This window comes from Pseudoscardovia radai (assembly GCF_002259605.1).
GTDB lineage: Bacteria > Actinomycetota > Actinomycetes > Actinomycetales > Bifidobacteriaceae > Pseudoscardovia > Pseudoscardovia radai.
Genome location: NZ_MWWR01000003.1, coordinates 241143 through 256028, shown reverse-complemented (window position 1 = coordinate 256028; position 14886 = coordinate 241143). Strand labels below are relative to the sequence as shown.

The following is a 14886-nucleotide window of genomic DNA, read 5'->3' as shown; positions in this document are numbered from 1 at the left end:
TTGTCAGCCTCCGTACGGCCATCCCTGCGATTCGCCGTACGGCTGGCCGTTGCGCCGGGCCGTTTGGTCATAGCCGGCCGGACTGCCCGCCTGCCAGCCCGGAGCGTATGGGTTCTGCCCGTATTGCCGTCCGTCATACCCTGCGCCATCGGCGCTGGGCCAGGCGGAATCCGGCTGCCCCTGGAACTGCCGCTGACCTTGCATCGCCGGATATCCCGGGAACACCGGGGCCCGGTATCCCGCGGCGGCGACCTGTTCGAGCGCCGTCTTCCTCCTGTTATGCACAAGGACGCCCGCAGCCACGATGAGCACGACGACGGCGGCGCCGCTGGCCACGGCGATCCAGATGATTCTCCTGTCGGTTCCCTGGGCGCCGCCGTTCGGCTCGGCACCGGTCTGCGAGTCGGAGGACTGCGAGGGCGAGGACGAGGAGGACGAAGGGGCGTTTGCGCCGAACCCCGAATCATCCGCTATCTTCGCCGCACCGGTCTCCCCGTACTTGGAATCGTAGGACTTGGACGTCATGGTCAGCACCGCGTTGTCGCTGATATACAGGTACCCGGTCGCCCCGCTGTCATCCCCCTCCACCTTGTATCCGGAACCGAACTGGGTGACGGTAGCGGAGCTGGACGCCATGGACTGCGCATGGGAGCACGCATACCTCACCGTGGAGACGAGATCGGACGTCGCCCCGACGTACGCGGCCGTGAAGGAGCCGTTCGAATCGACGGCGACGAGGCACTCGCTGATATCGGCATCGGTCGCGCCCATGCCCTGCAGGGCATCGGCGCATTCGCTGACGGTCGCTTCTTCGATGTCCAGACCTTCCTGTCGGGCCACGTCGCGGAACTTCTGGGAATCCGTCGTAGCCGCGTGCCCTGCGGGGACGAAGAAGGCGAGCAGCAACATCGAGACCGCGCATGCCAGCGCCGCCATGACGATGCGCCCCCGCGAACGATGGCGTTCCGCCATCGGCCTGGCCTGGGTTCCGGATCGGGATGATCCCATGGTTCTCCCCCTTCTGCCCGAGTACACGGCGCGTAGGATGGAGCGACACCGCCCCGTGGCGGCTTCGCTACGGTGATTTCTCCGTCTCTCCGCCGGAATCGCTACTCCTGCGCGATGACGCCCGACGAAACTCCTACCTATCGTACTACGGGGCGATCTCCCGCAGGCCGGTCATCGCCCATAGCCCTGGCCGTCGTTGTACTGGCCGTATTGCTGGATGGTCTGGTCATATCCGATGCGCTGCGTGGCCTGCTGGTCCGAGGCGTACGGATTCTGACCGTTCTGCTGCGGGGTGCCGTAGTTCTGCCCATAGCCGCCATAGCCATAGCCGCCGTTGCCCTGCTGTCCGTAGTTCTGGCCATAAGCCTGTTGGCCGGACTGCTGGCCCCAGCCGCCGCCGGCGCTCTGCCCGTAGTTCTGGGACTGGCCGTAGGCCTGGTTGCCGTAACCGTTCTGGCCGTACCCGCTCTGGCCGCCGTACCGCTGGTTCCCCGGCGCGCCGCTCACGGGTCCGAAGTCGCCCTGCGACGGGTATCCCGGCATGCCGCCCATGCCCTGCTGTCCCGGATACCCCTGGTATCCCATGCCCACCTGGCTCGCCTGATCCAGCGCCGTCTTCTTCCTGTTGTTCACGATGACGACGGCGGCCACGATCAGCACGATGACGGCCACGCCGGCAGCGACGGCGATCCAGATCATCGTGTTCTTGTTGTCCTTGGTCGAATCGGACTGGGGCTCGGCTCCGGCCTGCGAGTCGGAGGTCTGCGAGGGCGAGGACGAGGAGGCCGAAGACGTCGGCAGCGCAGAGGCGGAGGACGCGGAGGAGGACGATGACGGCGCAGACGACGGCGACGCCGAGGACGGCGATGCGGAGGCGGATGGCGACGCCGACGAGGAACCCGACGCGCCGCTCGTTTCGAAGCCGGAATCCGCGGCGATCTTCAGGGCCGCGGTCTCTCCGTACGCGGGATCGGTCGACTTGCTGGTTACTTCGAGAACCGCGTTATCGCTGGTATACAGCCACGAGAGGAGACCCGAGCCCATGTCGATCTTGTATCCGGAACCGATCGTCGTGACGGTCATGCCGCTGTCGGCAAGCAATTCAGGATGCGAATATGCATAGTCGATCGTGGAAACGAGGTCCGAGGAGGCCGCAATATACACGGCGATGAAATCGCTGGCCGAGTTGGCGGCGGCCACGCATTCGGTGATGTCGGATTCCGCCACCCCGGTATCCGACAAGGCGCTGGTGCAATCCCAGGTCGAGCCATCGATGACGGTGAGGCCTTGCTGCTGGACCGCGTTACGGAACGCCGAGCTGTCCGTCGTCGCGGCATGGCCTGCGGGAACGAGGACGGCGAACATGATCATCGTCGAGATTGCGAGGGCAAGCGCGCCCAGCGCGGTCCGACGCCCGGTGCGACGACGCATGCCGGTAGAGCCGGTAGAAACGCTAGAAACGATGGGGGTTCCGGATCCGGATATGCCCATGATTGTCCCCTTCTGCACCGAATGCCCGGTGCGTAGGACGCAGCGGCGCCGCTCCGTGGCGACTTCGCTACGGTGATTTCTCCGTGAATTCTTCCTGTGAATTCCTGCGCGCGAATTCCTTCTTGCGAGAAGCGATTCGGAATTCCCCGTCTGAATTCTGTGTCTGCCCACCGTATCCGCTGTGTCTCCTCGGCAGCAGGAAACGACGGCATTACAGGACATGCTACACCTGTGCCTTGTCACGCCACCGTCGGCGCACCGTCATCAGCGGGCGCCCGGGAAGTACACGCCCTTGAGCCGGTGCAGGTTCTTCTTCAGCGACCTGCGCTTGGCCTCCTCCACGGCGTGCTCCCCCTGGTTGTCGGAGTCCTGCGGCTCGGTCGGCGCCTGCGGTGTCTCGTCATCGCCAAGACGCACGGGCACGAGGCCATCGGATTCGGACGCCGCCGATGCCTCGGCGTCGGCGGATTGCACGGAGCCACGAAGGGACGGCGGCACGAACACCTGCCCCGGCTGCGTTCCGAACAGCGGGTCGTCGGCGAGGGCCTCCGGGGAGTGCGACGCCACGGTGGCGGCGTAGCGCCCCGATGACGTGGGGCGGCTGACGACGGGCGCCTGCATGGACGGACGGTGCCGGCCGAATGACGACGAGGGTCCGGTAAGCGAACCGGCGCCGTATCCGAACGCCGTATGCGGTACCGAGGAAGAATGCGAGGCGGCGGAAAACTCGGCGGAATAGCCCGTGGCACGGTGCGACGCGCGGTAGGGGTTCGCGGGTTCGGAGGCGACGGGCACCTCGGAATACCCAGTGCGCACGGGTGCGGCGCTCGGAGCATACGATGGCTCCGCTGACGCGGGTGCCATGCCTTCGACGATTGGCTCGGACGGGGCAGGCGCGGTGGCGCGGACGGATGCGGATGCCGGCGTGGAGCCTACGGACTCAGGCGCAGAGGACTCGGTCGCCGAGGATTCGGGTACGGCGGGAGTGACGGATGCCGCGACATGCCGCGCGGCGGTGTGATGCTCCGCGACATGATGCTCGGCGACATGATGCTCCGCGACGTGGGCTGCCGCGGCGCTGTGCACAGGGACCGTATGGGCGGCCAGTTCGGAAGCGGCACCGTATTCCTGCGATGCAACCGGCGACATCGTGGTGTCGGCCGCCGGTTTCGCCATTGTCGGCGCCGTTGTCTTCGGCGCCATCGTCGCCGCTGCTGTCTTCGCCGCTGCCGGCTCCACTGTTGCCGCCGCGTCGGCCCCGGTGGCGCGCGGAGCGAGCGCACCGCCGGGAATATGCATCAGCGGAGCGGCATCGGAGGCGCCGCTCATCAGGGGCGCCATCATCAGCGGAGCCGTAGCGCGCGGGGAGGATGCGGAGCGGCGCACGACCGACTGGGCGCCGCGATCGTCCGTCGCGACCACGACCGGCGTCTGCGCCAGCGTGTAATGCGCGGGGGCCGTGGCGACGGATGCGGCGGCGGACCGCACGGCCGGGCTGGCCTTGGTCGAGACGAAGGCGGAGGCATGCGTTTCACGACGCGGGTCGCGGCGCGACTCACGCACCTGCTCGCGGCGCGGGGTCTCACGCACCGTCTCACGCTGCACAGGCTCGCGCTGAGCAGTGGCAGAAACCGCCGGCACGGATATGTCTGAGGGCACCCGGGCGTCCTTGGGACGGGCCGGCGCCGCGCTGGCCGTGGCGTAGGAAGCGCTGCTGCGAGCCTGGAGCGGCTGCGAGCTGCGGGCGGAGACCTGCGCACGCCGTCCGGCTTCATCGTATTCCGGGGCCGATGTGCGCGCGGGGTAGAACGTGGTCGGACGGTTGTTACGGCGCGCGTGCTCTTTCTCGAGGCGTGCGTCGGAGATGGAGACGCCCAGCGACCGGGACAGCGCCATGTCATCATGATGTCCGTCGTACCGGTCGGCGAGCCTCTCCCCCGCCTCCTGGAGAACCGGGTCGGGGCGGAATTCCAACGATTCGTTGCGCGGCGCGACGACAGGCAGCGGACTCAGGCCTTCGCGTTTCATCTGCTCACGCCGGCGCGCCGCCGGGTCATCCTGGTCCGCATCGGGATGGTATTCCTCATGCAGGTCGGATTCGGTGGTGCCGTAGGGAGACGAGTCATACAGCATCGATTCGACGTCGGGCGTCGACTCCTGACGGGTCAGCCCGCTGCGCACCCTGCGGTTGATGCCGCGCAGGATCCTGAACACGATGGCCAGCAGCAGGAAGACAATGATGGCGGCCACGGCGAAGCGCACGACGCGCTCGGCCTTCGATTCGCGAAACCCCAGGTCCGTCAGGATGGACTCGGCCGCATCGGAGCCCTCGCCGACGATTCCGATGACGGACATGGTCCCCTTCACCGCCTGGTACAGCGTGGCGTTGGCACCTGTGTAGGTGGCGATGACGGCCGTTCCCGAATACGTGACGGACGAGCTGGCGATGCCCAGGTCGACACCCCGGCTCTGGGCGAACTGCGAGGCGAAGCCGTTGGTCAGGGATGCCGTGGCATGCTCCGGCGTGTCGAATTCGATGAGGACGGCCACGTCGGAGGTGGTGGAGTTCGTGGCGTTCGTGTCGGATTTCTTGCCTTCCGGCGACACGATAATCGGCTGGGCGTCGATGGAATAGCCCTTCGACGCCATGGTTCCGGCGAAAAGCTCGGGTGTGACGGTTTTGCTCAGTCCCGGGACGGGAATGCTTTCGAAACCGTCAACAGGCGTGCGCGCAGGAAGGGACGCCCCCTCCGCCCCATCGGGCGACGATACCGTGGCCGACATGGGAATCGTGGACCATGCCGCGGCCGCCGCGGCCTGCGGCGCCGGCGCAACGCCAAGTATCGCGACGCATATGGCGAACGCCGCGACCACATATTCGAACACCGATATCGCGCGATGCATTGCAGTCTCCCTCTGAATGTCTTCGTTTGGGCGTTGCGCGAACGGCTTCGTCTGCGCAACGCAGGTGCACCCGAGATGTCCCCGACCCTACACTCTGGCTTCATTGTAACCGAGACGAAAGAAGACACGGGGGTGCGAATCCATCGAACAACAACGAACGCGGAACGGTTTCCCGTCCCGCGTTCTCAACATCCGCAGCATGACAGCCGGCCCGAGGCCTATGCCCGGCCGGCGCTCACGGCGTCTCAGGCAAGCGAGCCCGCCGGTTTGTACGCCGAGCCGTCCGACACGGACCGCGCGAAGACACGCGCCGCGTCCACGGTCTTTTCGGCATCGGCAATCTGCTCCTGCACACGCACGAAGGCGGTGCCGCCCTTGCCGCGGCGGGAGTCAACGGAGCCTTGCGTGCTGAGCACCTCGCGCACCTGCGGCGCCACGTCGGCGGGAAGGAAATCGGCGAAGGTGGCGGCGAAATCATCGTCGGTCAGGTCCCACAGCTCCACGCCGCGGGATTCAGCGAGCTTGACGCAGGCGCCCGACAGCTCGTGCGCATGGCGGAACGGCACGCCCTTCTTCACCAGCCATTCGGCGATGTCGGTGGCGAGGGCGAAGCCGGTGGGAGCCTCCTCCTCGAGGCGGGCGTCGTTGAACACCATCGTGTCCACCATGCCCGTGAACGCCGGCAGGATGGTCTCGAGCTGGGCCACCTGGTCGAAAACGGCCTCCTTGTCTTCCTGAAGGTCGCGCGCGTAGGCTGTCGGCAGGCCCTTGAGCGTGGCGAGCAGGCCTGTGAGGTCTCCGATGAGGCGTCCGGCCTTGCCGCGCGTGAGCTCGGCGATATCCGGGTTCTTCTTCTGCGGCATGATCGAAGAGCCCGTGGAATAAGCATCGTCGAGCTTGACGAAGGCGAACTCCTGCGTGTTCCAGATGATGATCTCCTCCGACAGACGCGACAGATCGACGCCGGTCATGGCCGCGATGAACGCGAACTCGGCCACGACATCGCGCGAGGACGTGCCGTCGATGGAGTTGTCGGTCACCTTCGAGAAGCCCAACTCCGCGGCCACCTGCTGCGGGTCGAGTCCCAGCGTGTTGCCGGCGAGGGCGCCGGAGCCGTAGGGGCTGGCGTCGGCGCGGCGGTCCCAGTCGGCGAAACGGTTGATGTCGCGCAGAAGCGGCCAGGCATGCGCCATGAGCTGGTGCGCGAGAAGCACGGGCTGCGCATGCTGCATATGCGTGCGGCCGGGCATGGCCGTGTGGCCGGCTTTCTTCGCCTGGCCGATCAGCGCCGTGACGAGGTCGATGAGCTGGCCGCAGATGGTGCGCGCGTGGCGGCGCAGCCACATGCGGATGAGGCAGGCGATCTGGTCGTTGCGGGAGCGGCCGGCGCGCAGCTTGCCGCCGAGTTCGTCGCCGGCGATTTCGAGCAGGCCACGTTCGAGCGCGGTGGCCTCGTCCTCGTCGGCCTCGATGGGCGCGAACTCGCCGGAGTCCACACGCCTCTGGAGCTCGTCAAGCGCGGCCTCCATGCGGGCGAGCTCGTCGTCGGTCAGGTGACCTGCGCGGCCCAGCGCGCGGGCGTGCGCGCGCGACCCGGCGATGTCATCGTCCGCCAGAATCCAGTCGAACTGCGTGGATTTGCTCAGGCGCGCGAGCGCCGGGGACGGGCCGGAGCTGAAGCGGCCTCCCCACAGCGCGATGCCGTCCTGTCCGGGCTCGCCATTGCGGGAATCGGTGTTCTGTGTCATAAACCCTCCAGATGCGTGGGTGTCAGATGCGTGAATGTCAGGTATGTGCGGCGTGGCAGAACGACGATGACGGCGGCATGCGGCGGCCGGAACCCGGCCGCGCCGCATGTCGCCGTCATCGCATCGTCATATCGTCATCGTCTTGTCATGGTCACGCCGTCCGGGCGGTTACTCGACGGTGTTCTCCGGCACCTCGATGGCGTTGCCGAACTTCACGTCGCGGGCCGCGGCCACCTTGCTCGGCAGGCCGTAGATCTCGATGAAGCCGACCGAGGCGTGCTGGTCGAAGGTATCGCCGGAATCGTAGGTGGCGAGCTTGTAGTCGTACAGCGACGCGTCGGAACGACGGCCGGTCACGACGGCGCGGCCGCCATGCAGCGTCATGCGGATCTCGCCAGAGACGTACTTCTGCGTGTCCTCGATGAATGCGTTGAGCGAACGCACGGCCGGGGAATACCACTGGGCGTCGTACACGAGCTCGCCCCAGCGCTTGTCGATGTCGCGCTTGATGCGGTGCTGCTCGCGCTCGAGGCAGCAGTTCTCGAGCTCCTGGTGCGCGGTGATGAGGGCCACGGCGCCCGGGGCCTCGTACAGCTCGCGGGACTTGATGCCCACGAGGCGGTCCTCGATGAGGTCGATGCGGCCGATGCCCTGCGCGCCGGCGCGGCGGTTCATCTCTTCGATGGCCTGCAGCGGGGTCACGTCACGGCCGTCGATCTTGACCGGCACGCCCTGCTTGAATTCGATGGTGACCTCGTCCTCGACCGGCGGGAAGGCCGGGTCGTCGGTGTAGGAGTAGACGTCCTTGGTCGGGCCGTTCCACGGATCCTCGAGGTAGCCGGTCTCGATGGCGCGGCCCCACACGTTCTGGTCGATGGAGTACGGGGACTTCTCGGTCTGCTCGATCGGCAGCTTGTGGTCCTGCGCGTACTTGATCTCCACGTCGCGCGTCAGCTGCAGGTCGCGGATCGGGCTGATGGCCTTGAGCGACGGGTCGATGGACTGGATCGACACCTCGAAGCGCACCTGGTCGTTGCCCTTGCCGGTGCAGCCATGGGCGATCGTATCGGCGCCGAACTGGTGGGCGGCGCGCACGAGATGCTTCGTGATGAGCGGACGGGAGATCGCGGAGACGAGCGGGTACACGCCCTCGTACATGGCGTTGGCCTTGAGCGCGAGCATGCAGTATTCGCTGGCGAACTCATCGCGGGCGTCGACCACGTAGGCCTCGACGGCGCCGCACGCGAGGGCGCGGGCCTTGACGGTCTCGAGGCTTTCGCCGCCCTGACCGACGTCGAGCGACACGGCGACGACGTCCTTGCCGGTGCGCTCCTTGAGATACGGAATGGCGACGGAGGTGTCGAGGCCTCCGGAGTACGCCAGAACGATGCGGTTCTTGTCTGCCATCTTGTGTTGTGCCTTTCGGTTATGCCGTCCGTTGGGGAACGGTTCCTGTCACTTGTTCAGTTATACACCGGTCGGGCCGTCGGCGGGGCCCGGCGGGGCCTGCGTCGGACGGGCGGTGCGTCAGTCCTGCGCGTCGGCGTCGGACGGGCCGGCGCTGCGCTGGTCGGAGGCCAGGCGCAGCAGACGGCGTGCGGTTTTCGCCGCCGCGTCCGCGTCGCGCGTCACGATCATCACCGTGTCGTCGCCCGCGATGGTGCCCAGCACGGAGTCGAGCGCGGATTTGTCGAGCACGCTGCCCAGGTACTGGGCCGCGCCCGACGGGGTGTGGAGCACCACGATGTTCCCGGCCGCCGCGACGGAGATGACGAGCCCGGTCAGCGTCTTCGACAGCTGCTGCTCGTCGCGCGCGCTCTGCTGCTCGGCGGCTCCGTCATGCGAGACGGCGATGGGGATCTCGTAGGCCACGGTTCCGTCCGCCTTGCGCGTCTTGACGGCATGAAGCTCGTCGAGGTCGCGGCTCAGCGTGCTCTGCGTCACGTCGAGACCCTGTGCGGACAGGAGCCCGAGCAGCTGCTGCTGCGACGTGATGACATGCGAGAGCAGCGCCTCCTCGATGACGCTCAGGCGCGCGGCCTTCGTCATCGGACGACGCACGGCGGGGTCGGTCGCGTCGCTCATGCGCACTCCCCGAGCAGCGACGGATCCTCGCGCTGCCAGGCGATAAGCCACGTCATAAGGGCCTTCTGCGCATGCAGGCGGTTCTCCGCCTCGTCCCACACCACGGACTGCGGGCCGTCAATCACCGACGGGGTGACCTCCTTGCCGCGGTAGGCGGGCAGGCAGTGCTGGAACAGCGCGTCCGGCTTGGCGAACGACATCAGGCGGTCGTTGACCTGGTAGTCCCAGAACGGCTTGGAGCGGATGGCGTATTCGGCCTCCTCGCCCATCGACACCCACGTGTCGGTGAACACGCAGTCGGCGCCGGACACGGCCTCGACCGGGTCCGTGGTCACGAGGATGCTGCCGCCGGTGGTCGCCGCGATGCGGCGCGCGTCATCGACGATGTCCTGGCGCGGCAGGAAGCCCTGAGGTCCGGCCACGCGCACGTCCATGCCGGCCACGGCACCCGCGAGCAGATAGGAGTTGGACATGTTGTTGGCTGCGTCGCCCACGTAGGCGATGGTCTTGTTCTCCAGCTCGTCCACGCCGCCGCGGAACTGCGCGATCGTCAGGAAGTCGGCGAGCACCTGGCAGGGGTGGAAATCGTCGGTCAGCGCGTTGATGACGGGGACGGTGGCGTATTTCGCCATCTCTTCGACGCGGTCCTGGCCGTAGGTGCGCCAGACGATGGAATAGGCCATGCGCGTGAGCACGCGCGCCGTGTCGGCGACGGGCTCGCCGCGGCCCAGCTGGGAGCTGGACTTGTCGATGACGAGCGGGTAGCCGCCGAGCTCCGCGACTCCGATCGAGAAACTCGAGCGCGTGCGCGTGCTGTTCTTGTCGAAAAGCACGGCCACGGCCTGGGGGCCGGCGAAGGGCTGCGAGTAGAAGCGGTTCTCGCGGAACTTCATGCCGAGGCGCAGGATTTGCTTCTGCTCCTCGTGGTTGATGTCGTCGTCGCGCAGCATATGGCGCAGTTGGTGGGTCATTCCCTCTCTCCTTTCTGGGATTGGCTGAGGATTGGTTCGTGTCAGTCGTCGGGCAGGTCGTCCGGAATCGCGGCGAGCACCTCGACGGCCTGGTCGACGTCCTGCGCCGTGATGATAAGCGGCGGGGCCATGCGCAGCGCGCCGGGCGCCACGGGGTTGACGATGAGGCCGTGTTCGAGAGCCCAGTTGGCGGCCGCGTGGGCGCACGGATGCTTGAGTACGATGGCGTCGAGCAGGCCGCGGCCACGCACGGAGGCGAACAGCGGGTTGCCGCAGTGCTCGAGCGCGTCGCGCAGCTGTGCGCCGCGCTCCTCGGCGTTCGCGATAAGCCCCTCGGATTCGATGGTGTCGAGCGTGGCGACGCCGCAGGCGCAGCCCAGCGGGTTGCCGGCGAAGGTGGAGCCGTGCGAACCGGGCGTGAACAGAGACGAATTGCGCTTGCCGAAGGTGATGAGGCCGCCCATCGGGAAACCGCCGGCCACGCCCTTGGCGAAGGTGATGGCGTCGGGAGTGACCCCGCCGGAGAGGTCTTCGCGCTGGAAGGCGAACCATTCGCCGGTGCGGCCGATGCCGGTCTGCACCTCGTCGATGATGAGCATGGAACCGTATTCGTCGCACAGCTGGCGTGCGGCGCGCACGAATTCGGGGCCGACGGGCAGCACGCCCGCCTCGCCCTGGATGAGCTCCATGATGATGGCGGCCACCGGGCCGCGTTCGTCACAGGCGGCAAAGGCGGCGCGCAGGGCGTCGATGTTGCCGGATTCCACGAATTCCGCACCGGGCACCAGCGGGCCGAACTGCTCGCGAATCGTGGGCTTCCACGTCACGGACAGCGCACCGAGCGTGCGGCCGTGGAAGCCGTGGGTCAGGGCGAGCACGCGGGCGGGCTTGCCGGTGTTGTTCTCCATGGTGTTGCCGTGCAGCTTGGCGAACTTGATGGCCGCCTCGTTGCCCTCGGCGCCGGAGTTGCCGAAGTACACGAGGGACCCCTCGGGGGCGCCCGCCTTCTCGATGAGCTTGCCGGCGAGCGTGATCTGCGGCACCGTGGCGAAGTAGTTCGAGGTATGCGCCACCTTCGACGCCTGCTCGGTCAGGGCCTTGATCCACGCGGGGTGGCCGTAACCCAGGGAGTTGACGGCGATGCCGGCGAGGAAGTCGAGGTATTCGTTGCCGTCGACGTCCCAGATACGGGCGCCCTTCGCGTGGTCCATGACGCGCAGCGGCGTGCCGAACACGTTCATGTGCACGGCGCTGTAGCTTTCGAGCAGCGCGGCGTCGCGCGCACCGAGCGTCTCGAGGCCGCCCTGCGCGGCCGTCTGTGCGTTCTCACTTGCCATAGGAACTCCTCATATCCATTCCCTCTCCGGGCACCACCATCGTGCCGATGCCGTCGGAGGTGAAAATCTCGTTGAGCAGGGAATGCGGACGACGTCCGTCGATGACGTGCGCCTCCTCCACTCCCCCGTCGACCGCGCGGATGCAGGCCTCCATCTTGGGGCGCATACCGCTTTCGAGGTCGGGCATCATGTCGCGCAGCGTCTCGGTGCCGATGCGGCCGACCAGCGAATCGCGGTCGGGCCAGTCGGCGTACAGGCCCTCCACATCGGTGAGGATGACGAGCTTGCGGGCGCCGACCGCCGAGGCGAGCGCCGCCGCCGCGGAATCCGCATTGACGTTAAGCACCTGGGTGGTGTCGTTCTCGTCGGGGGCCACGGAGCTGACCACGGGGATGCGGCCGGCCGCGATAAGGTCCTCGACGGCGGAGGCGTCGACGCTCACCACGTCTCCGACCAAGCCGATGTCGGTGGGCTCGCCGTCGATGACGGGGCGGCGCTTGACGGCCGTGAACAGGCCGCCGTCCTCGCCGCTCATGCCGATGGCGAGCGGGCGGTGCGCATTGATGAGGTCGACGAGCTCGCGCGACACCTTGCCCGTGAGCACCATGCGCACGATCTCCATGGCCTCGGGCGTCGTGACCCTCAGTCCGCCCTTGAACTCGGACTTGATGCCGAGGGCGGCAAGCATCTTGGAAATCTGGGGGCCGCCGCCGTGCACGACGATGGGGTGCATGCCCACCTGGCGCAGGAACACCATGTCCTCCGCGAAGGCGCGCTTGAGGCTTTCGTTGACCATCGCGTTGCCGCCGTATTTGATGACGACGCGCTGGCCTGCGAATTCCTCGAGCCACGGCAGCGCTTCGATAAGCACCTCGGCCTTCTGGTCGGGCGTCAGGTCCGAATGGACGTCGATATGATATCCGGGACCTTTCAGTTCAGGCATTGCACTCTTCTTTCGTCAGGTTCTTCCGTCAGGTTTACCGCCGGTTTTCCGTCAGGACTCGTAGTCCGCGTTGATATGGACGTATTCGTGCGTCAGGTCGTCCGTCCACACGGTGGCCTCGGCGTCGGAGCCGGTGTTGAGGTCGATGTCGATGCCGACCTCGCGCTGGCCCTCCATCGTCACGAGGCTGCGCGGCTGGCCCGGCTTGCCGCCGTCGCACACGCGCACGCCGTTGACATCGACGGTCACGTCGTTCGGATCGTACGGCGCCACGTCGGCGGGTACGGTGCCGAGCGAGCTGACCACGCGGCCCCAGTTGGGGTCGTTGCCGCAGATGGCGCATTTGAGCAGGTTGCTGGCGGCGACGGCGCGGGCGCAGGCCAGGGCAGCGTCCTCGCTCGTGGCACCGCTGACGGTGATGCGGATGTCATGCGAGGACCCTTCGCCGTCGCCCACGATCTGGCGGGCGAGGCTGGCGGTGGCCTTCGCGATGTTCGCGGAGAACTCGGCCGGGTCGGGCGTGACGCCGGAGGCACCGGATGCCAGAAGGATCACGGTGTCGTTGGTGGACATGCAGCCGTCCACGTCGATGCGATTGAAGCTGTATTCGGCGCCGTGCTCGAGGGCCTCGTGCATCTGCTCGGGGGTGACGACGGCGTCGGTGGTGATGATGCAGATCATGGTGGCCAGCTGCGGGGCGATCATGCCCGAGCCCTTGACCATGCCGCCGATGCGGTAACCGTCGGCTTCGATCTCGACCGTTTTCGGATGCGTGTCGGTGGTGAGGATGGCGATGGACGATTCCTTGCCGGCCTCGGCGCTGTCCGACAGCGTCGGGAAGGCCTTGTTCATGCCGTCGAGCAGGTTGTCGAGGGGCAGCAGGTCGCCGATCATGCCGGTGGAGCACACGGCCACGTCACTGGCCTGCGGGAAGCCGGCGAGCTTGGCGAAGTTCTCGGCCTCCGCCTGGGCCTGTGCGTAGCCTTCCTGGCCCGTGCATGCGTTGGCGCATCCGGAGTTGATGACGACACCGCGCAGGTGGCCGTCGGCGATGGCCTTGCGGGACCACTGCACGGGCGCTGCGCAGAAGCGGTTGGATGTGAACACGCCGGCGGCCGCGTCCAGCGGACCGTTGTTCACGACGAGGGCAAGGTCCTTCTTGCCGGCATGCGCTGAGATACCCGCGGCGATGGACGCGGTGGTGAAGCCTTTGGGGAAAACGACGCTCACGGTGCGACTCCGATCTTGGTCAGGCCGGTGGACTCGTCGAGCCCAAGGGCGATGTTCAGGGATTCGACGGCCTGCCCCGCGGTTCCGCGGTTGAGGTTGTCGATGGCGCAGAACGCGTAGAGGCGATGCGCGTTGTGGTCGACTGCGACCTGGATATGGGCCGCGTTCGAACCGATGACGTTGCCTGTGGCGGGGAGCATGCCCTCGGGAAGGACGGTCACGAAATCCTGGCCTTCGTAGGCCTTGGTCCACACGGCGCGGATGGCGTCGTCTGCGAGGCTCTCGCCTTTCTCGGTCAGCGGCGCGGACACCGTGGCGAGAATGCCCCTCGACATAGGCGCGAGGATAGGCGTGAAGCCCAGGCGGAAGCGGGAGGCGTCGGCGGCGGTCAGGCCCACGGCGTGCGCGAAGTTCTGGAGGATCTCCGGGATGTGGCGGTGCCTGCCGGCGACGGAATACGGCAGTGCGGACTGCAGGGCCTCTGAGGCGAGCAGATACGGCTTCTTGAGGCTTTTGCCCGCGCCGGAATACCCGACGACAAGGTCGGCCACGATGGCGCCGGGCTCGACAAGCCCTTCGGCGACGGCCGGCTGCATGGCGAGGGTCGTGGCCGTCACGTTGCAGCCCGGCCCGGCGATGCGCTTGGCTCCCGGGAGGTTCTCGCGCTGGCGGGTGTAGGAGCCGTCCGCGGCCTTGCCCGTGATGAGCTCGGGCATGCCGTAGGTCCAGTGATCGTAGAAATCCCCGCCGTAGAAGGCGTCCCAGGCGTCCTTGCATTCGAGGCGGTGGTCGGCGCCCAGGTCGATGACGATGCTGTCGGGGTCGAGCTGCGCGGCGAGCGCGCCGGAGGCGCCGTGGGGCAGGGCGAGGATGATGATGTCATGCCCGTTGAGGTTCTCGGGCGTGGTGTCGACGACGGTCAGGTCGGCCAGCTGCGGGATATGCGGTGCGAACTGCCCGAAGCGCTCCCCCACGGAGGAATGACCGGCCACGCACGTCACCTCGCATTCGGGATGCGTCGCGAGGATGCGCAGCGCTTCGCCGCCCGCGTATCCGGTGGCGCCAGCCACGGCAACGGTGAGCTTGCCCATGGTCCGCTCCTTCCTCATGCAGCCCGTCGCTGCATGCCTTGTCCGATCCCGCGGTCACGGCCGCGAGAGGCCGGCATC

The 14886-nt window shown here is 67.3% G+C and carries 11 protein-coding genes; all 11 read right to left on the bottom strand.

Annotated features, from left to right (window positions below):
- Positions 1-3: 3 nt before the first annotated feature.
- Positions 4-1008, bottom strand: a complete 1005-nt coding sequence (locus tag PSRA_RS02025; RefSeq protein WP_143516296.1) for a hypothetical protein — start codon at positions 1006-1008, stop codon at positions 4-6.
- 171 nt (positions 1009-1179) lie between these two features.
- Positions 1180-2499, bottom strand: coding sequence for a hypothetical protein (locus PSRA_RS02020; RefSeq protein WP_143516295.1), 1320 nt, complete (start codon positions 2497-2499; stop codon positions 1180-1182).
- A gap of 264 nt (positions 2500-2763) precedes the next feature.
- Entirely contained in the window at positions 2764-5403 is a 2640-nt protein-coding gene (locus PSRA_RS02015; protein WP_094660184.1) for a hypothetical protein, read from the bottom strand.
- Positions 5404-5648: 245 nt separating this feature from the next.
- Positions 5649-7151: an argininosuccinate lyase gene (argH, locus tag PSRA_RS02010; RefSeq protein ID WP_094660183.1), complete on the bottom strand. Its 1503-nt coding sequence runs from the start codon at positions 7149-7151 to the stop codon at positions 5649-5651.
- A 168-nt stretch (positions 7152-7319) separates the two neighbouring features.
- Positions 7320-8558 carry an argininosuccinate synthase gene (locus PSRA_RS02005; RefSeq protein ID WP_094660182.1) on the bottom strand — a complete coding sequence of 413 codons (1239 nt, stop codon included), beginning with the start codon at positions 8556-8558 and terminating at the stop codon, positions 7320-7322.
- A 120-nt stretch (positions 8559-8678) separates the two neighbouring features.
- Positions 8679-9236 (bottom strand): arginine repressor, encoded by a 558-nt coding sequence (gene argR, locus PSRA_RS02000; RefSeq protein ID WP_094660181.1) that lies wholly within the window; start codon positions 9234-9236, stop codon positions 8679-8681.
- Positions 9233-10207: an ornithine carbamoyltransferase gene (gene argF / locus PSRA_RS01995; RefSeq protein WP_094660180.1), complete on the bottom strand. Its 975-nt coding sequence runs from the start codon at positions 10205-10207 to the stop codon at positions 9233-9235. The genes argR and argF overlap by 4 nt, the downstream gene beginning before the upstream one ends.
- A 41-nt stretch (positions 10208-10248) precedes the next feature.
- On the bottom strand, positions 10249-11544 hold the full coding sequence (locus PSRA_RS01990) for an acetylornithine transaminase (RefSeq protein ID WP_094660179.1): 1296 nt from the start codon (positions 11542-11544) through the stop codon (positions 10249-10251).
- Positions 11534-12487: an acetylglutamate kinase gene (gene argB / locus PSRA_RS01985; RefSeq protein ID WP_094660178.1), complete on the bottom strand. Its 954-nt coding sequence runs from the start codon at positions 12485-12487 to the stop codon at positions 11534-11536. Before argB ends, PSRA_RS01990 begins: the two co-directional genes overlap by 11 nt.
- Before the next feature lie 51 nt (positions 12488-12538).
- Positions 12539-13717: a bifunctional glutamate N-acetyltransferase/amino-acid acetyltransferase ArgJ gene (gene argJ / locus PSRA_RS01980; RefSeq protein WP_094660177.1), complete on the bottom strand. Its 1179-nt coding sequence runs from the start codon at positions 13715-13717 to the stop codon at positions 12539-12541.
- Positions 13714-14808, bottom strand: coding sequence for an N-acetyl-gamma-glutamyl-phosphate reductase (gene argC / locus PSRA_RS01975; protein WP_094660176.1), 1095 nt, complete (start codon positions 14806-14808; stop codon positions 13714-13716). Before argC ends, argJ begins: the two co-directional genes overlap by 4 nt.
- Positions 14809-14886: the final 78 nt, after the last annotated feature.